This window comes from Selenomonas sp. KH1T6 (assembly GCF_900108415.1).
Taxonomy (GTDB): Bacteria; Bacillota; Negativicutes; order Selenomonadales; family Selenomonadaceae; genus Selenomonas_B; species Selenomonas_B ruminantium_A.
In genome coordinates this window covers 1-17692 of the sequence record NZ_FNWN01000008.1, presented here as the reverse complement: position 1 = coordinate 17692, position 17692 = coordinate 1, and the positions used below count along the sequence as shown (strand labels likewise).

At 54.1% G+C, this 17692-nt stretch carries 18 protein-coding genes; 3 read left to right on the top strand and 15 right to left on the bottom strand.

Annotated features, from left to right (window positions below):
• The first annotated feature begins 145 nt into the window (after positions 1-145).
• Complete coding sequence (locus BLW59_RS07000; RefSeq protein WP_081348429.1) at positions 146-1033, top strand: Rpn family recombination-promoting nuclease/putative transposase; 888 nt, start codon at positions 146-148, stop codon at positions 1031-1033.
• A gap of 362 nt (positions 1034-1395) precedes the next feature.
• The gene (locus BLW59_RS06990; RefSeq protein WP_081348428.1) at positions 1396-1953 is read left to right on the top strand and encodes a hypothetical protein; all 558 of its coding nucleotides are present in this window, start codon (positions 1396-1398) and stop codon (positions 1951-1953) included.
• 48 nt (positions 1954-2001) lie between these two features.
• Here BLW59_RS06990 and BLW59_RS06985 read toward each other — a convergent pair whose 3' ends face one another.
• The 4 genes from BLW59_RS06985 to BLW59_RS06970 are packed head-to-tail and all read right to left on the bottom strand — an operon-like array spanning position 2002 to position 8028.
• Complete coding sequence (locus tag BLW59_RS06985) at positions 2002-2772, bottom strand: glycerophosphodiester phosphodiesterase (protein WP_074697205.1); 771 nt, start codon at positions 2770-2772, stop codon at positions 2002-2004.
• Positions 2769-4121, bottom strand: coding sequence for a Gfo/Idh/MocA family oxidoreductase (locus tag BLW59_RS06980; protein ID WP_074697204.1), 1353 nt, complete (start codon positions 4119-4121; stop codon positions 2769-2771). Before BLW59_RS06980 ends, BLW59_RS06985 begins: the two co-directional genes overlap by 4 nt.
• 23 nt (positions 4122-4144) lie before the next feature.
• Positions 4145-5464, bottom strand: coding sequence for a metallophosphoesterase family protein (locus BLW59_RS06975; RefSeq protein WP_074697203.1), 1320 nt, complete (start codon positions 5462-5464; stop codon positions 4145-4147).
• On the bottom strand, positions 5464-8028 hold the full coding sequence (locus BLW59_RS06970) for a hypothetical protein (RefSeq protein WP_175463374.1): 2565 nt from the start codon (positions 8026-8028) through the stop codon (positions 5464-5466). The genes BLW59_RS06975 and BLW59_RS06970 overlap by 1 nt, the downstream gene beginning before the upstream one ends.
• On the opposite strand from BLW59_RS06970, the gene BLW59_RS17330 reads away from it, so the two are divergent.
• Positions 8027-8269: a hypothetical protein gene (locus tag BLW59_RS17330; protein ID WP_139283582.1), complete on the top strand. Its 243-nt coding sequence runs from the start codon at positions 8027-8029 to the stop codon at positions 8267-8269. The genes BLW59_RS06970 and BLW59_RS17330 overlap by 2 nt on opposite strands.
• 19 nt (positions 8270-8288) lie before the next feature.
• Here the strand turns inward: BLW59_RS17330 and BLW59_RS06965 are convergent, their stop codons facing one another.
• The 11 genes from BLW59_RS06965 to tnpA form a co-directional block, all read right to left on the bottom strand.
• Positions 8289-10004, bottom strand: coding sequence for a proline--tRNA ligase (locus tag BLW59_RS06965; RefSeq protein WP_074697201.1), 1716 nt, complete (start codon positions 10002-10004; stop codon positions 8289-8291).
• A complete protein-coding gene (ispG, locus tag BLW59_RS06960; RefSeq protein ID WP_029544426.1) occupies positions 10001-11080 on the bottom strand; it encodes a flavodoxin-dependent (E)-4-hydroxy-3-methylbut-2-enyl-diphosphate synthase in 1080 nt (359 codons plus the stop codon). Before ispG ends, BLW59_RS06965 begins: the two co-directional genes overlap by 4 nt.
• Before the next feature lies 1 nt (position 11081).
• Positions 11082-12122, bottom strand: coding sequence for an RIP metalloprotease RseP (gene rseP / locus BLW59_RS06955; protein WP_074697200.1), 1041 nt, complete (start codon positions 12120-12122; stop codon positions 11082-11084).
• A gap of 162 nt (positions 12123-12284) precedes the next feature.
• Positions 12285-13433 carry a 1-deoxy-D-xylulose-5-phosphate reductoisomerase gene (locus BLW59_RS06950; protein WP_074697199.1) on the bottom strand — a complete coding sequence of 383 codons (1149 nt, stop codon included), beginning with the start codon at positions 13431-13433 and terminating at the stop codon, positions 12285-12287.
• Between the two features lie 179 nt (positions 13434-13612).
• The gene (locus tag BLW59_RS06945) at positions 13613-14446 is read right to left on the bottom strand and encodes a phosphatidate cytidylyltransferase (RefSeq protein ID WP_074697198.1); all 834 of its coding nucleotides are present in this window, start codon (positions 14444-14446) and stop codon (positions 13613-13615) included.
• Positions 14447-14458: 12 nt separating this feature from the next.
• A complete protein-coding gene (locus BLW59_RS06940; protein WP_074697197.1) occupies positions 14459-15250 on the bottom strand; it encodes an isoprenyl transferase in 792 nt (263 codons plus the stop codon).
• A 109-nt stretch (positions 15251-15359) separates the two neighbouring features.
• Positions 15360-15533 (bottom strand): DUF362 domain-containing protein, encoded by a 174-nt coding sequence (locus BLW59_RS06935; protein WP_029544434.1) that lies wholly within the window; start codon positions 15531-15533, stop codon positions 15360-15362.
• Positions 15534-15537: 4 nt separating this feature from the next.
• Positions 15538-15768 carry a hypothetical protein gene (locus BLW59_RS06930; protein ID WP_074697196.1) on the bottom strand — a complete coding sequence of 77 codons (231 nt, stop codon included), beginning with the start codon at positions 15766-15768 and terminating at the stop codon, positions 15538-15540.
• The gene (frr, locus tag BLW59_RS06925) at positions 15768-16331 is read right to left on the bottom strand and encodes a ribosome recycling factor (RefSeq protein WP_029544437.1); all 564 of its coding nucleotides are present in this window, start codon (positions 16329-16331) and stop codon (positions 15768-15770) included. The genes BLW59_RS06930 and frr overlap by 1 nt, the downstream gene beginning before the upstream one ends.
• Positions 16331-17056 carry a UMP kinase gene (gene pyrH, locus BLW59_RS06920; protein WP_029544439.1) on the bottom strand — a complete coding sequence of 242 codons (726 nt, stop codon included), beginning with the start codon at positions 17054-17056 and terminating at the stop codon, positions 16331-16333. The genes frr and pyrH overlap by 1 nt, the downstream gene beginning before the upstream one ends.
• Positions 17057-17438: 382 nt before the next feature.
• Positions 17439-17692: IS200/IS605 family transposase (tnpA, locus tag BLW59_RS06915; protein WP_139283581.1), on the bottom strand; the 254-nt coding region annotated here is incomplete at its 5' end.

Below are 17692 nucleotides of genomic sequence, written 5' to 3'. Positions count from 1 at the left end.
CCTCAGGCCATACCTCTTAACACTCTCCGGCTTGATAGCATCAGTCCTTCCCTACTCCTGCAAAGCGTCTTGACTTTAGATTGCTATTTGCTAAAATAATAGTAAGAAAATTCCTATCGAATCACCTTACCGGAGGAACCTCACAATGAGGAAAGATAAACCGTCATCCAAGACACCACAGGTCAGCGTTTCGGAAACGCCCATGACACCTGTGCTATCTTACGAACACAAAGAGTGGGAAGACCTGACCATTGCTGATGACTATATGTTCAAGCTGGTCATGAGTCACAAGCGTATTTGCAAGCACCTGTTGGAGATGATACTGGGCATCAAAATCCGCAAACTCATGGACCCCAAGACAGAACACGCCATGAAGAACAGCTACGAGAGCAATGGCATACGGCTGGATGTCTACGTGGAAGATGATGAAAACACGGTATATGATGTAGAAATGCAGATTCGGAAATACTCTGAGGCCTACTTTGGACGACGTACCCGCTACTACCAATCAGTCATCGACTTCGGTGCCCTGCAGGTAGGTGTCAAATACCACAAGCTCAAGAAGTCCATCATCATCTTCATTTGTCCCTTCGCCCTTTTCGACAAAAAACACCACCTTTTCACATTCAAGAATACGTGCCAAGAGGACACCAGTATTCTGTTGGACGACGGCACTTCCAAAGTGTTCCTCTGCACCCAGGGAACACTTGATGACGTATCCCCGGAAGTGAAGAACTTCCTTGCATTCGTCGAAGGTCTCCCTGTAAAGGACGTCTGGGTTGACAAGGTCAAGGATTTAATAGACAAACTTAAGCAAGATGAACGAAAGAAGGCGGATTATATGACTTACCAAATGAAAATTGAAGAAGAGCGAGAAGCAGTCCGCGAAGAAGAACGTCAGAATGCTATTCTTACGTTAATAAAAACGTTAAAAGATCTTTCTATTGAAAAATCTAAAGTTATTGAGCAGTTAATCAAACAATACTCCATGTCTGAACTTGAAGCTCAAGCTGCAGTTCAAGCCAACTGGTAATCTACTTTTAGCCCACCAGCCCCGGTGGGCTTTTTACATACTTTCGCCATACTTTACCAGTTGGTTGCAACGAAGTGCTACCAATTTCATGAAGACACTGCATGCACCGCTTACCGCCCACTAAAAACTCCCGGCACTACTGCTACCGGGAGCTTTCTGTTGACATCGCCATCTCATATGCTAGAATAACTGTAAGAATATTTCACTAAAGGAACAATACTCCATGAGACTATACCATGGCACCGATATTTTCAGTGCCGACAAAATCATCAAAGAGGGAATTTCTGTCAGTGCCGGCCGCCCCTTTATGGATTTCGGCAGAGGCTTTTATACTGAAGTAATACCCCAAGGAGCGGTATCCTGTGGTAACCCTTGTCCTGTACTTTGGGTATGAACATCATTGGAATAAGAACCGGCACTTGTTAGACAGTATCACCGTCCCAGAAGAACTAAAACCCTTTGTCAGTGACTACAAGATCAACATCTTTGAGATTGCCTGGCTGTCAGATGAACAGGTGTCCATGTTCAAAAGCGACTTCCGCATTGTGGCCGACTACTTCGTGCAAATGAGAAAGAATCAGAATTACCAGCCTTCCAAGGACACAATGGAGCATGTGCATGAAGTACTGCAGCTGATGAGCGTTGTGACCGATGATAACAGATTTGAAGAGGCTCAGAACTACGTTAAAAGGAGTGGAAGCAATATGTGTGAAGTATTAGACGCGATAGAGAACAGAGGTATTAAGAAAGGCAGCGAGAAAAGGCAATTAACAACTGTTGTCAAAACACTCTCCAGATACATCCGCCGAAGCCTTCCCATTGATGCCCAGGTACTGGAAGACATTGCAGAGGACAATGAGCTGACCGTTGAGAAGGTTCGCTCCATTGCCAAGGAAAACGGCATTTCCCTTTCCTGCTAAGGCTTTCTCCCACTCCCGCTTCGGCGGGAGTTTTTCTTTTAGGGAAACTCACCCACGCCACCAGCTCATGTCTCCGTCCACCACCCGCCTGCCGCTGTCGGGGCAGTCGGTGATGATGGCGTCTGCCCCAAGGTCACTCCAGCGCTTGATCTCGCTTTTCATGTCTACCGTCCAGAGATGGACTTTGAGGCCCTGGGCATGGCAAGCTTGGATTTCCCATTCCTGAAGGCTGGCTGCCGGGGGGTGGTAGGCATCGGCACCTAGGGCTTTCACATAGTCCGGAGCATGGCCGATGGGGACGCCTGTCAGGATGCCGAAGCAGCTATGGTAATGTTTTTCATGGCAATAAGCCATGGCTTTCTTCACAGAATAGTGGCTGAAGGAAGAATAGATGACCCTTTCATCGAAGCCCATCTTGTGTACCAGATCGGCGGTCTTCTCTTCCAGCCCCTCATAATAGAGCACACTGCTTTTGAGCTCAAGATTCAGTTCCAAATCAGTATCCTGCAGCAAGTAAAGCAGATCCTCCAAGGTGGGGATTTCCACCTTGCCGTATTCCGGATGAACTTTGCTAAAAGAAAAGCCTCTTAGCTCAGCGAGTGTATAATCCTTGATCCAGCCTGTGCCGTCGCTGACCCGGTCTATGCTCTCATCATGGCAGAGCACCAGCACTCCGTCCTTCGTCAGCTGTACATCTGTCTCGATGCCGTCCGCCCCCATCTGCACCGCTCGCTCAAAGGCAGGCATAGTGTTTTCGGGGGCGTATTGCTTGTCCCAGCCGGAAGCGCCCCGGTGGGCCCAAATCTTAGTCTTTTTCATCTTGCCTCCACCAGCCGTTTCCTGGCTGCCAGGAATTTCTCCATGATATCTGCCATGGCAATGCTTTCGGCAGCCGTCAACTTGAACTCGCTCTTGCCATAGCCGTTGATAGTCGAGATGAAGTCGCTGAGCTCATAACGCAGACCGCCTCCCAGGAAGCGGGTGGAAATCTTCTGGTTCTGCTCTCTGTCCTCATAGCATACCTCAAACTCATGGGTGAGCCACCAGGGGGAAGGCACCAGGATATAGCCCTTGGTCCCGGAGATCAAGAGCTGCCCCTCGGACTTCACCTTCAAGCCCGTCTTGGCAGTGGCAATAGCCTTTGGATAGGTGAAATACGCCTTGGCATAGACATCCAGGCCATTTTCTGCCAAAAACATCTTGAAGTCCACACTCTCGTAATTTAGCCCCAAGATCTTCAGGATGGGGAGCAAGGCATAGCTGCCAAACTCCGTGAAACTGCCGCCACATTCAACATCCGTAAGCTCTCTCAGCCCATCCGGGGTCAGGCGGGTGAAGCAAGCCTCTACATCGCGCACCTCACCGATGGTACCGCTCTTCACCGTGCTGAGCAGGCGGATAAAACCAGGGGCGTGGGCAGTCTTGATGGCCTCCATGAGCACCAGCTTCTTCGCTTTGGCCAGGGCATAAAGTTCCTCCGCCTGGGCCCTGGTGAGAGCCAGGGGCTTTTCGCAGAGGACATGGAGGCCATGCTCCAGGGCACTCTTGGCATAGACATAATGCCAGGCATGGGGAGCAGCGATATTTACCGCGTTGACCTTGCTGTAAAACTCCTCTATATCATCAGTGAAGAAATCCAGCTTGTGCGCCTCGGCGAAACGCTCAGCACTCTTGATGCGTGGATTGAATACCCCGTCTATGGACAGGCCGCTGACAAAGCGGGACTCGGGCACAAAGCGTCCGGCAATGCGGCCGCTGCCCATGATTCCCATATGCACCAGCTCATAAGCCCGCTCCCTGAGCATGGTGCTGGAAACACCTTCCGTGCGGGGCAGGTAGATGACATCGCAGTATTCCTTCAGATAGTCAAAATGCCCTGTCCAGTCGGAGCCCACGGTAAAGACATCAGCCTGGTATTTTTGGATATCCTCTACCTTCTGCCCCACATGGTCTTCCACGATGATCTCATCGGCAAAGCCTGTAGCCTTGACATTCTCTATGCGCTTCAGGATGGGGTCGATGAGATTCAGCTTGCCGCGCTCCTCATCAAAATGCTCTGTAGTCACCCCCACAATCAGGTAGTCCCCCAAAGCCTTGGCACGCTTCAGCAGGCGATAATGCCCTTTATGGAAAAGATCGAAGGAGCCATAGGTGATAACCTTCTTCATCTGTTGCCCTCCCTTGTACTCGTTCAGACACTTCGGTCATGGCCTGCACCAAACCGGATGAAATGCAGCTTGCCACTCTTCTTTATAAGCAGGATATCCCAAAGTTCCTGCGTGACCTCCCCCAAAACTCTGGCAGGGGTGAAACTTCCCTCCACCTTGCGCTCTGCCATATCCTCACACTTGGCACAGCCCAGAGCGATAATGGGGAATTCCTTCCTGCCCTTGTGGTGATAGACAAAGTCCGCATGGGCGTGGCCGTGGATGTAAGCCAGCAGCTGTGCCTTGCAGTCTTCCAGCGCCTGCATCATCAGGCGGCCATTGCGTATTTCCTCCGACCAGGGATCCAGTTCCGGCAGGGGGGCGTCATGGGCAAAGACCAGCACCCTCCAGCTTTCCGGCACAGCAGCCAGGGTCTCCCTCACCCAGGCAATCTGAGTAAGGTCAAAACCATAGCGGGGACGCGCCTCGTTGTCATAGGCGCTCAAATACAGGCAGCGCAGGCACTGCTGTGGGTAATCCACATAGTAATAAGTCCTGTCTGCCTCCTGCTTCCACCTGGCAGCCCCGACCTGATAAAGCCCCGCCTGCTCATGAAGCGGCATGACCTCCGGATTGCCGTGGAAATAGTTGGCATCATGATTCCCCAGCACAATATGCACAGGCACCGCCAGTTTCTGCATATCCTCCAGCATGGACGAAACATAGAAACTGGTCATTGCCCTGGAAACTGTGCCATCGGTCATGTCTCCCAAATGGACAATGCCCTCGAAATGGACTTTTTCCTGCAAGGCCTGCAGATTGGCTGCCGTATCCTGCCAGGTGCCATTCACCGTGGCATGGGTATCAGTCAACAGGGCCAGCACCAGATCATCGGACTGGCGCAGTCTCTGGACCTTGTCTGCCACCTGCCGGACTTCCTCTGCGAAGATCTTTGGCTCACGTCTCTGAGCCATTGCGCTGCAGGTCAGGATATATGCCAAGCTCTCTGCCTCTGCGCTGGTAATTGCCTCACCATCCACCCGCCGCAAGCAAAACCTGAAATAGCAGCGTCTGCCAAAGGTATAATCCCCCTCCTGAAAACCTGACTGCAAGGACTCACTTTCGTAGGTTCCCCAAAGCTGTTCGGGAGCATAATCGTAGGTGTGGATGTATTTTTCTGGCAGTTCCAGGCTGTAGCAGGCCACTGCGTAGCGATAGCAGCTGTCCTGCAATTGCAGCCTGCTTCCCTCGGCTGCCAGATAAAAGCCCTCTGTTGCCATAAGCTTCGGGTGGCCTCGTTCCAGACAGCCATTTGTCGGATTCAGACCAAATCCGGCAGTCGCTTCAAGCCTGGTCTTTTCCATCATCCCAGCCTCCCCAGAACTTCGGCCTTGATCTTCTCTCCACAGGTTCCATCGATATTCCTGGCCAGTTCCGACCAGGCTTCACGCTGTTTTTCCCTGTCATGTTTCCCCCTTGCCACGTAATCGATAAACTGGCTAACAGAGCGCAGGGCGCGGTGCTCGCTGGTGGCGTAGGGAATATCCTTTCCTACCCGGTCAAAGGAATCCGCCATGGCAGGAGTCCAGTCCTGCACCTGCTCCGCTGTGAGACGGCAGGGCTGCTCCTTATAGGTAAAGTTGTGGAAATCATACCAGAGCAGCCTGTTGTCAAAGGTCAGCTGGAGCGCGCGTTCCGGCAGATCCTCTTCCCAGGGACGGAAAAAGGTAGTCAATGAGCATCCTGCACTGGTAATAGGCGATTGCTGGCGGAAATAATTGGCCTTGCGCTCCTCCCACCTCACAGGCAGGTGCAGGTCAACTTCCTCAAGTTTCTTTTGAGCCATATCCAGCCGCATAGCCATATTGCCGTAGCAGGGCAAGAGATAGATAAAGCCATCCAGGCGCACTATACAGGAGAACTTGTACTGGTCTTCAAAATTCCACCAGTCCACCTGGCACTCATAACCTGCTGGATAATCTCCCTCATCCAGCACCTCCACCGCCCCCGTATGGGTGTCCCAACGGCGAATTTTCATTTTCCGCCAGGGGAACAGCCAGAAGATGCCTGAACCATAGCTTTCTTCCACTATGGCTGCGCAGTCAGTGTCCTCCGGGCCTACATGCTGCCAATGGTATTCACCCGTCGCCATATCAAAGGTCATGACCTTGTTGGACTGCAGTGCTGCAATATAAACCAGGTTCGGGTATTTCAGCCAGGCCACCCCGCCGGAAAGTTCCATATGCTCCCCCGTCACCGTGGGCAGGATTTCCTCCCAGCATTCACGGTAATATTCCAGCTCCCCAGTCTTTTCATCCAGCCTTATCATGGCAGGATAGCGGTTGGGCAGGAAATACAGGTAATGCTCGTATTTCAGGACGCCGCCGAAGTTGCCAGCCTCCAAAGGATTCTCATAGGGGATAAGTTTTTTCTCCCCCGTGCTTTCATCATAAATGCAGATGCTCTTGGCACTGCCAGGGGAGAAGTAGAATTTCCTGTCATCTTCATCCCGCAGGAAAGTGCAATAATTGCGGTCATCGGGCCTGGAACCAAAATCCAGCAGGCACTCAATCTCTCCCGTCTGCCAGTCCATGCGGCAGAACCTGTTGTAAAGGGGAGCCAGAAAATAACTTCGTTTCATATCTTCATCTATGATATGAGCGCCAATCTGGAGCGAAGTTTTTTCCTCCATAGTGGGCTCATACCACAGCAAGTAATCTCCTGCAAAGAAAACAGGCTTGCCCGCATAGCCAAAGAGGCTCACCACCGAGGAGGTAGCCTCCCCCAAATAGGCATCGGATACAGCCATGGTCATCTCCAGGTCCGGCGTGGTGTCCAGGATACCGATATCATATTCCAGATAAAGCTTTTTCAGCTCCATATATTCCTCATAAAGCTCCGGCCTGACAGAATGCAGGCTGGGCTCAATCAGCGGATGAGGACGCCAGATAAGGCATACTTCCCTGTGATTCTGAAAAGTGCCGAAAACATAGCGCATTTTCCTCAGGAACTTATCCCCATGCTGCAGGATGCCGGTGATGCTTGTATTGTAGAAAATAACCTTGCGCCCTCCGATATAATCCAGCCATTCCTGCGGTACCTCAGGATGTTTCTCGCAATAGTAAATCTTATCTATCTTCGGAGAGCCCAGGGCCAGTATTTTCTCTGCAGGCAGGAAGTCCTCCAGATACGGTTCCTCATTCTCCTTGATCTCAGAGAAGCGCATGGGCGCAATCTGCATATGCTCCTGCTGCACTACCATGAAATCCATGTACTTGTAAGCAGAAAGATCCGTATGCTGCTCCGGCCAGCGGCGTCCTACCACAAAATAAGGCACATAGACCAGCAGGTCTGTGTGCTCTCTCAAATTGAAGGAATAATATGCTGAGTCCACAGATGTGGCAGAATTACAATTATCATAAGGGTAATGGAAGAAGATTGCCTCCGGATGCATGGCCTTCAAGTCCACTTCCTGCCAAGCCAGCGTAGGAATATCTGCCGGAAAGAACTCCCTCTCACAAAGCCACTCTTTGGCAGTGCCATCCGGGTTCCTGTCAGCGTATGGAATCGGGATCACATAGGTTATGCAGTTGTCCTTATCCTCATAAGCAGCCCGCCACACGCTCTCCAGGCTGTCCCACATGGAATATTTGTAGGGCAGGAAAACCATTTCTTTCTTGAACTTCTCTTCCTTGCTGGTTTCCGACACGATGTGCTGAAGCAGATCCTTACAAAGAGATATTATCTCTTTTGCATCATCCCCAGCCTTCCCTGAGAGAATCTGCTTCATAGCCATGATAAGGCCATCATACACTTCCCCATACCTGGCATAGTTGCTCTCCGTCAGCCCCTGCTGGCAGAGGTCTCTGGCCTCCGTCAATTGGTGAAGGATAGGATGCATTTTCTGAGGGTGCGCATTCCCAGTCATGTTCAGAAATGCATATGCGGATTTCAACTTGGATAAGAGTCTGATTTTTATAGCCATAGTCTTCACCCTCTCAAACGGTATGAAATCACTGCACACCAACTGTGCCGCAGGAATTATCTCAAAAGGTACAGCTTTTGAAATAATATTCCACAACAAGAGCATTATTTCCTCCCTAAAAATAGAAAAGTTTCAAGTGGGGCAAAACAAAAGCTCAGAAACGGGATACCTTCCCAGCTTCTGAGCTTTGCTTTTATTTGTTTTTAGAGGGTCTTGAGTATCTCCCTGACTTTCTCCAGATACTCCTCCCTGCTGCAGGTGATGACCTCGCCGGTCTTGCGTATCTTCAGCTCAATCACGCCCTCTTCCACGGCCTTGGGGCCGATGGTGACACGCAGGGGGTAGCCGATGAGATCGCAGTCCTTGAACTTCACGCCTGCCCGCTCCTTGCGGTCATCCAGCAGGACGTCGATGCCCTCCTGCTTCAGCTCGGCGTAGATTTCCTCGCCGTACTGCAGCTGGTCATCCTTCTTGGCATTGACCACGGCCACCACTGCCTCGAAGGGAGCAATGGCACGGGGCCAGATGATGCCGTCCTCGTCGTTGTGCTGCTCGATGGCGGCGGCCATGGTGCGGCCTACGCCGATGCCGTAGCAGCCCATGACCAGGGGCTGCTCCTTGCCTGCTTCATCCAGGAAGGTGGCCCCCATGGCCTCGCTGTACTTGGTGCCCAGGGTGAAGACCTGGCCGGCCTCGATGCCGCGGCTCATGGTGAGGGGTGCACCGCACTTGGGGCAGGCATCTCCCTCTGCCACCATGCGGATATCTGCCACGGTGATAGCCTCCTTGTTGAAGTCACGCTCCGGAGTCACGTTCTTGTAGTGGGCATCCACCTCATTGGCGCCGGTGACAGCGTTGTACATGTGCATGACCGTATGGTCAACGATGACCTTGATGCCCTCCTTGATGCCGATGGGGCTCATGAAGCCCGGGCAGCCGCCTGCAGCGTTGATGGCCTCATCCTCGGCCATGTTGAGCTCCTGTGCATCCTCGATAAGGTTGATGAGCTTCACCTCATTGACCTCGTGGTCGCCGCGCACAAAGGCCAGCACCAGCTCGCCCTTGTCAGTCTGGTAGGCAATGGCCTTGATGGTCTTGGCCGTGGGCACATTCAGGAAATCAGCCAGCTTTTCGATGGTGTTGGTGCCAGGGGTGGCCACCTTCTCCAGGGGCAGCATCTCTTCCTGCTCAGCCACGATGGCCTTCAGCTCTGCCTTCTCGTCGCTGGCAGCGTATTCGCACTTGGTGCAGCAGGCAATGCTGGACTCACCGGCCTCAGCCAGCACGGTGAACTCGTGGGAATGGCCGCCGCCGATGGCGCCGTTGTCCGCCTCCACGGGACGGAACTCCAGGCCGCAACGGGTGAAGATGCGACTGTAGGCATCGTACATCTTCTGGTAGGACTCGTTCATGCCCTCCACATCCTTGTCAAAGGAATAGAGGTCCTTCATGATAAACTCACGGCTGCGCATGAGGCCGAAGCGGGGACGGCGCTCGTCCCGGAACTTGTCCTGAATCTGGTAGAGCATGACAGGCAGCTGCTTGTAGGAGCGCACCTCATCCCTCACCAGGGCGGTGATCATTTCCTCATGGGTGGGCCCCATGCAGAACTCACGGCCATGGCGGTCCTTCATGCGCATCATCTCAGCGCCATAGGCTGCCCAGCGACCGCTCTCTTCCCAGAGCTCAGAGGGCTGCAGGATGGGCATCATGATTTCCTGGCCGCCGGCAGCGTCCATTTCCTCACGGATGATCCCCTCGATCTTGCGGATGGTGCGCCAGCCCAAAGGCAGGAAGTTGTACATGCCGCCGGCAGACTTTCTCATGAGTCCAGCTCTGTACATAAGCTGGTGGCTGACAATCTCAGCCTCGGCAGGAGTGTTGCGCAGGGTGGGTGCGTATAAATTGCTTGCTCTCATTTCTTTTTCCGTTCCTCCAGTATTGCATCTATTTCCTTGAAAAGCTCAGTGACTAATTGTTCTTCGGGGACCTTCCTGACGATTTCCCCCTTGCGGAAGACCAAGCCTTCGCCCTTGCCTCCCGCAATGCCCACATCGGCGCCACGGGCCTCCCCGGGACCGTTCACCACGCAGCCCATGACGGCTACCTCGATGGGTTCTGCCATGCCCTCCAGCTTCTTTTCCACCTGCTCTGCAATGGCGGGCAGATCGATGCTGGTGCGGCCGCAGGTGGGGCAGGCCACCAAAGTAGGCCCGTATTCCTTCAGCCCCAGTGCCTTCAGAATCTCATTGGCCACCTTCACTTCCACCACCGGGTCCCCGGTGAGGGAAATGCGGAAGGTGTCGCCGATGCCCTCAGCCAAAAGGGCCCCGATGCCCACAGCAGACTTGATGATGCCCGTGTTGGGGGTGCCAGCCTCAGTGATGCCCAAATGCAGGGGATAATCCACCTTCTCGCTCATGAGCCGGTAAGCGGCCAGAGTCATGGGCACATCGTGGGCCTTCAGGGAGATCTTCATATCGTAGAAGCCCTGCTCCTCCAGGATGCGCACATGTTGCAGGGCGGACTCCACCAGGCCTTCAGGCGTGACCTTGTCTCCGTATTTGGCCAGGATTTTCTTGTCCAGGGAACCGGCATTGACCCCGATGCGGATGGGGATGCCGTGGGCCTTGGCCTCCTGCACCACGGCCCTGACCTTTTCCTCCCCGCCGATATTGCCGGGGTTCAGGCGCAGGCCGGAAATTCCCTGCCTGATGGCCTCCAAGGCCAGCTTGTAGTCAAAGTGGATATCCGCCACCAGGGGCACCTGCACTTCTTTGATGATATTGCCCAGATTAGCGGCGGCTTCCATATCCGGCACCGCCAGGCGCACGATATCGCAGCCGGCAGCCGTCAGGGCCTTGATTTGCTGCACAGTGCTTTCCGTGTCCGCCGTCTTGGTATTGGTCATGGACTGGACAGAGATGGGAGCGCCGCCGCCGATGGCCACGCTGCCTATATGTATCTGTCTGGTTTTCTTTCTTTCAAACACCATCTTAGCCTCCCACGAATACCCGCATGATGTCATTAGCCGTAGCAAAGAGCATCAGGAGGATCAAGAGCCCCACACCCACGCTCTGCATATAGTAGAGCGCCTTGGGAGAAAGGGGCTTGCCTCTCACTGCCTCAATGCAAAGGGTGATGAAGTGGCCGCCATCCAGAGCCGGAATGGGGAAAAGGTTCACCAATCCCAGGTTGATGCTCAAAAAGGCCGTGAAATTAAGCAGGGGCACAATGCCCATCTGGGCCACTTCTCCAGCCATCTGAGCCACGCCGATGGGACCTGCCAGGTCTTTGCCGGAAAGCTCCAACAGCAGCCTGTAGAGGGCATCCACCATCATGTACATGAGGTAGCCCGTCTTCTGCACTGCCATGGTCACGGAATCAACGAAACCTATGTCCTTGTGCTCAAGGGCGCTCATAACCCCCACTACATTCCGCTTGGAACTGGCATCATAGGTGGGTGCAACGGAAACCTGCAGTTCCTCGCCTCCCCGCTGCACAGTCAGGGAGAGAGGCGTTCCCTCCTCACTGGCCTGGACAGCCTCAGTGAACTCAGTCCAGGTAGAAATGGCCTCGCCATTTATGGAGAGCACCCTGTCCCCGTCCTTCAGCCCCGCCTCATAGGCAGGCTTGTCCGCCAGCACCGTGCCCAGGATGGGCTCGGGATTAGGCGTGGAAACGCCGGAGAAGAAGAAAATGCCGAAGAAAAGAAAGATGGGCAGCAGGAAGTTCATGAAGACACCTGCCAGAATGACTACCATCCTGTGGCCCACGGGACGCTCACAGTAGCCCCGCTCCCCCGCATCATTCTCCTCTGGGTTCATGCCAGCGATATCGTTGAAGCCTCCCAAAGGCACAACGCGGATAGAATATACCGTTTCTCCCCTCTTGAAAGAGCAGAGCTTGGGCCCAAAGCCGATGGCAAATTCGTCCACCCGCATGCCCGCCAGCTTGGCCGTAATGAAATGGCCCAGCTCATGCACCAGCACCAGCAGGCCTAAAACGAAGATAGTGGCCGCTATAGTAATTAACATTGTTTCACCGTCCTTTTATCAGCCTCCCCCGCTTGCGGGGGAGGTGGCAGCCGAAGGCTGACGGAAGGGGGACTAGTGGTCGAACAATACGGCTTCGAAGCCCCCCTTCCACCGGCTTCGCCGGTCCCCCTCCCCCGTAAACGGGGGAGGCTTTCTTATTACTTATTTCTTCAAAAGCCCCTTGGCAAACTCCCTGGCCCAGCGGTCTTCCTCGAAGAGCTCTTCCAGCTCCGGCTCCAGGATGGTTTCCCGCTTCAACATGGTTTCCTCGATGATGTCGTAGATATCCAGGAAGTAGATATCCCCGGCCAGGAAAGCCGCCACCGCCACTTCATTGGCAGCGTTGAAGACGCAGGGCATGGTACCGCCAATCTTGCCGGCTTCGTAGGCAAATTTCAGCCCCTTGAAGGTCTCCATATCAGGCTCGGCAAAGGTCAGGTCCTTCATCTGCCAGAAGTCCAAGCGGGGCCAGGAGGCTGGCTGCCTCTCGGGATAAGTCAGGGCGTACTGGATGGGCAGCCGCATATCCGTGCTGCCCAGCTGTGCCATCACCGCACCGTCCACGAACTGCACCATGGAGTGGATGATGCTCTGGGGGTGCACCACTACCTGGATCTTATCGTAATCCACATCGTAGAGCCACTTGGCCTCGATGACCTCCAGCCCCTTGTTCACCAGGCTGGCGGAGTCCACGGTGATCTTCCTGCCCATATTCCAGGTGGGATGGGCCAGCACCTGATCCACGGTGGCATTGCCAATTTCCTCCCGCTTCTTGCCGCGGAAAGGACCGCCGGAGCAGGTGAGCAAGAGCTTCTCAATCTTGGAACTCTGCTCCCCCTGCAGGCACTGGAAGAAAGCGCAGTGTTCGCTGTCCACAGGCAGGAGCCTTACTCCCTGCTCCTTCACCTTGCGGGTCACCAGCTCGCCGGCTACTACCAGAGTCTCCTTGTTGGCCAGAGCAATGTCCTTTTTCGCTTCCAAAGCCTTCATGGTGGGTTCCAGACCGGCAAAGCCCATCATGGAAGTGACCACCGTCTGCACATCATCGTAGGCTGCTGCGTCAACAAAGGCCTGACGACCGCCTGCCAGCTGGGTCCTGCCCGTGTATCTCTCCTTCAGCCTCTGATAGGCAGCTTCATCGGAAAGCACCGCCAGCTCAGGCTGGAATTCTTCTATCTGTTTTTCCAGCAATTCATCGCTGGCATTGGCTGCCAGCACGGACACATGGAAAAGCTCCGGATGCTCCCGCACCACATCCAGAGTCTGGGTGCCGATGGAACCGGTGGAGCCTAGTATGGCTATATTCTTCATGAAAGAACTCCTCCTTAGGGCGTGTTGATTAAATGAACTTGGCACAGATTTGCGGGGATTGGCTGTCCATTGCAAGGCGACAAACCGGAGGCATAGCGGGTGCTATGTCGAGGATTTGTCAACGCAGCAGGGACAGTCAAGCCCCGTGAAGATGGGCTGAGTGAATTAATCAACACGCCCTAGTGGCCGAGCAACTCGAAAAATTGGGCAAAGAAATACACCAGCGGCGCAGTGAAAAGCACGCTGTCAAAGCGGTCCCAAATGCCGCCGTGTCCCGGGATGATATTGCCGGAATCCTTGATGCCCGTATGGCGCTTGGCCACGGATTCCACCAAGTCCCCCAAAGTGCCGAAAATGGCAATCAGCACACCCAGGAGAGCCATGAGAGGCAGCGGCAGGCCGAAGAAGGCTCCCAAGGCCACAGTCATGGCGGTGGTACCAACTACTGCCCCCATAGCCCCCTCAATGGTCTTGTTGGGGCTGATGGCAGGGCAGAGCTTGTGTTTTCCGATGGCAGAGCCCACGAAATAGGCAAAGCTGTCGCTGGACCAGGTGCCGATGAACATGACCCAGACCAGAGCGCAGCCGGGCTCAAAGGCTCCCAGTGATGTCTCTATAGGCGGCAGACCTGCTCCCAGCCCCCGCAGGGAAACCAGATGGGCAAAGGGCAGCCCCAGATACATGATGCCCGCCGCCGACAGTCCCGCCGCCGGGAAGCTGACCTTGCCGTGCAGGAGAACAGTTTCCAAAAAGATAGCCAACACAGCCAGGGTTATGACGGCGCCCATAACCTCTGCCTTGCCAAGCCAGGCACAACCCCAAAGACCTACCAGGCCCAGGGTGCCCACCAGGAAGGAAAGGTGCTCCCCCTTCTGCCTGAAGGCTCTCACATACTCCACCCAGGCCAGGATGGCCAGCAGCAGCGCAAACAGGGCAAAGAGCTGCCCTCCCGTCTGTATGACCAAAGCCGCCAGGGCAATGCCGATGACGCCGGTGATGATTCTAACTAACAAATGAACAGCTCCTTATTTCTTATTAAGTCCCCCGAAGCGGCGGTCCCGATGGGCAAAATCCGTCATGGCCGCCACAAAATCCGCCGGGGTGAACTCAGGCCAGTTCTTGTCCGTAAAATAAAACTCCGCATAGGCAGACTGCCACAGCAGGAAGTTGCTGAGGCGCTGGTCGCCGCTGGTGCGGATCATGAGATCCACTGGCGGGTCCCCTGCCGTGTCCAGCAGGCTCTCCACCAGCTCAGCATCCACTTCCTCCGGCTTCAGGCTTCCGGCGGCTGCCTGGGCAGCCACCCTCTGCATGACCCGGAGCAGCTCGTCCTGGCCGCCGTAGTTGGCCGCCACATTGAAGTGAATGCCTGTATTGTTTGCCATGAGCCTTTCGGCATCGCTCATCTGACGCTGCAGGCTCTTGGGCATGCCTTCCTTTTTTCCCAGGAAACGGATGCGCACATTGTCATCATGCATTTCCTGCAGCTCTTTTTCCAGGTACTCGGCAAAGAGCTTCATGAGGAAGTCCACTTCCGTTGTGGGGCGCTTCCAGTTCTCTGTAGAGAAAGCATACACCGTCAAAGCATCCAGCCCCAGGCCGATGGCGGTGCTGAGAATGCCCTTGAGGGTCTTGACCCCGGCCTTGTGGCCGGCAGTGCGGATAAGCCCCTGGCCCTTGGCCCAGCGGCCGTTGCCGTCCATGATCACCGCCACATGGCGGGGCAGCTTCTCCCATTCAATGGGAGCAAAAAGTGGGTCATCCCGCTTGGGGATTTCCTTGTAGGCATCTGCGCTGCCAAATATTTTTTTCCACATATATGTGAACCTCTTGGATTTAATCTCTAAATAGCATAAAGGCAGGCCCCTCTGAATGAGAAGGGCCTGCCCTGCAGGATTTCGTCCAGCTTCTCCTTAATCTTGACGATTATTCCGGAGCAGAGATGGCCGATACAGGGCAGCCTGCTGCGCAGGCGCCACACTCGACGCACTTATCTGGATCGATCTCGTAATGAGCGCTGCCTTCGCTGATAGCCTCCACGGGGCAAGTAGCCGCGCAAGCGCCGCAGGAAATGCAGTCATCACCGATCTTGTATGCCATTATCTTACACCTCCTTATCTTGGTGTCCCTGGACACTAGGTATTACCTTGGCCCCCAGGGTCACTTTGATGCCCAGCCCGCGCTCTTGCACGCGCAGGACGTACAGACGCTGCTCGTCTGTCTTGAAAAAATCACGCACGGGGCGTGTAATTTCCCGTTCATAAGGTACACCCGACTCCTGCAGGAGAGCTTCTGCCTCCTCCCAAGGCAGGGCTACAAGCGATTGGCAGTCCATCAGACTTCCATGACCTCTTTTTCCTTGGCAGCCCGGGCAGAATCCACCAGCTTGATGTACTTGTCCACCAGCTTCTGGACATCTTCCTGCCCCTTCTTGGACTCGTCCTCGGTGATTTCCTTGGCCTTCTCCAGCTTCTTGATAGCCTCGTTGCCATCGCGGCGCACATTGCGCATAGCCACCTTGGCCTCCTCGGCCTTCTTGTTCACCGTCTTGACGATTTCCTTGCGGCGTTCCTGGGTGGGCTGGGGAATGGACAGGCGGATGGCAGTGCCGTCAGAGTTGGGAGACAGGCCCAGGTCAGACTTCATGATAGCCACTTCGATGTCGTGGAGGATGGTCTTCTCCCAAGGCTGGATGACAATCATGTGAGGCTCGGGCACTGAGACCTTGGCCACCTGGTTCACAGGGGTAGGCGTGCCATAATACTCCACCATGACCTTGTCCAGCAGGGACGGAGTAGCGCGGCCTGCACGGAGGGTGCCGAACTCACGCTTCACAGCCTCCAGGGATTTCTTCATGCGTTCTTCTTCATTTGCCAGGATTTCTTTTACGGTAGCCATTACTCTTTCCCTCCTACGGTGGTGCCAATCTCCTCGCCCAAAGCCGCACGGGCGATGTTTTCATGGTCGTCGATGTTGAAGACCACCAGCTGGATCTTGTTGTCCATGCACAGGCTGGTAGCCGTGGAGTCCATCACAGCCAGACCCTGGTTCAGGATGTCGATATAAGCCAGATGGTCGTACTTCTTGGCGTCAGGGTTCTTGTTGGGGTCAGAATCGTAGATGCCGTCAGTGCCCTTCTTGGCCATGAGGATCACGTCTGCCTCTACCTCAGCAGCCCGCAGGGCAGCAGTAGTATCGGTGGAGAAGTAAGGATTGCCCGTACCTGCACCAAAGATGACCACACGGCCCTTTTCCATGTGACGGATGGCCTTGCGGCGGATATAAGGCTCCGCCACCTGGCGCATCTCGATGGCAGTCTGGACACGAGTGTCCACATCGATTTTCTCCAGAGCATCCTGCAGGGCCAAAGAGTTCATGACAGTAGCCAGCATGCCCATATAGTCAGCAGAGGCACGGTCCATGCCCTTGGCGCTGCCGGAAAGGCCGCGCCAGATATTGCCGCCTCCTACCACGATAGCCACATCCACGCCATGGTCGCGGATGACCTTGATCTGCCTGGCAATATCCTCTACCACTTCAGGATTGATGCCAAAGCCCTGGTCACCAGCCAAGGACTCACCGGACAATTTCAGAACCACACGTTTATATTTAGCTGTTTCCAAAGCAAACCCTCCATCTATAAAATCTCACTATCTGCCATTATAACGCATTGTTCAAATTTTGTCGACTGACAAAATCTCCTATTGACGTTTCAACGATGTGAACACATCGTTATACCATAATATTGTCTTTTGCAATAGAGAAAATTTAGCCCTCTCTGCCCACTCTGCAAGTGAGGGACACAGGTATAGCATAAGCGGAACGTGTGAAATTTTTACGCAGGAAAAATTTCAAGTGAAACGCTCCCAGCCTGTTCCCCGAACGCCTTAGCAGGCAAACAATAAATATCCCCCGGCACAGCCGGGGGTTTTAGTTTTACGGCCTATAAGGCCTCACCGTTGCCAGCTGCGCTTTACAGCGCCTGTACGGTCCGTCCCTTGCATCTTACTGCCTGCTACCCGTAAACGGGTCCTCAAAGTTTAGCGTCAACTGTTCAGATAGCTCATCCTCCTTCAGCTGTTCCTGTATGTATGTTGCTATTTTCTTCTCATCCTTGCCTACCGTATCCACAAAATATCCCCTACACCAAAACTGACGATTTCTATACTTATATTTCATATTCCCCCATTTTTCGTATATCATTAAGCTGCTTTTCCCTTTCAGGAAGCCCATAAAGCTAGATACACTCATTTTAGGCG

What these genes read in the sequence shown, in the direction of transcription:
- BLW59_RS06975 (WP_074697203.1), bottom strand. Translation starts at nt 5,464, where the DNA reads ATGGAAAAGACCAGGCTTGAAGCGACTGCCGGATTTGGTCTGAATCCG.
- BLW59_RS17330 (WP_139283582.1), top strand. Translation starts at nt 8,027, where the DNA reads ATGTTCAGAAATGCATATGCGGATTTCAACTTGGATAAGAGTCTGATT.
- BLW59_RS06930 (WP_074697196.1), bottom strand. Translation starts at nt 15,768, where the DNA reads ATGGACTGCCAATCGCTTGTAGCCCTGCCTTGGGAGGAGGCAGAAGCT.
- BLW59_RS06970 (WP_175463374.1), bottom strand. Translation starts at nt 8,028, where the DNA reads ATGACTGGGAATGCGCACCCTCAGAAAATGCATCCTATCCTTCACCAA.
- rseP (WP_074697200.1), bottom strand. Translation starts at nt 12,122, where the DNA reads ATGTTAATTACTATAGCGGCCACTATCTTCGTTTTAGGCCTGCTGGTG.
- BLW59_RS07000 (WP_081348429.1), top strand. Translation starts at nt 146, where the DNA reads ATGAGGAAAGATAAACCGTCATCCAAGACACCACAGGTCAGCGTTTCG.
- BLW59_RS06980 (WP_074697204.1), bottom strand. Translation starts at nt 4,121, where the DNA reads ATGAAGAAGGTTATCACCTATGGCTCCTTCGATCTTTTCCATAAAGGG.
- BLW59_RS06965 (WP_074697201.1), bottom strand. Translation starts at nt 10,004, where the DNA reads ATGAGAGCAAGCAATTTATACGCACCCACCCTGCGCAACACTCCTGCC.
- BLW59_RS06935 (WP_029544434.1), bottom strand. Translation starts at nt 15,533, where the DNA reads ATGGCATACAAGATCGGTGATGACTGCATTTCCTGCGGCGCTTGCGCG.
- ispG (WP_029544426.1), bottom strand. Translation starts at nt 11,080, where the DNA reads ATGGTGTTTGAAAGAAAGAAAACCAGACAGATACATATAGGCAGCGTG.
- BLW59_RS06940 (WP_074697197.1), bottom strand. Translation starts at nt 15,250, where the DNA reads ATGTGGAAAAAAATATTTGGCAGCGCAGATGCCTACAAGGAAATCCCC.
- frr (WP_029544437.1), bottom strand. Translation starts at nt 16,331, where the DNA reads ATGGCTACCGTAAAAGAAATCCTGGCAAATGAAGAAGAACGCATGAAG.
- BLW59_RS06950 (WP_074697199.1), bottom strand. Translation starts at nt 13,433, where the DNA reads ATGAAGAATATAGCCATACTAGGCTCCACCGGTTCCATCGGCACCCAG.
- BLW59_RS06985 (WP_074697205.1), bottom strand. Translation starts at nt 2,772, where the DNA reads ATGAAAAAGACTAAGATTTGGGCCCACCGGGGCGCTTCCGGCTGGGAC.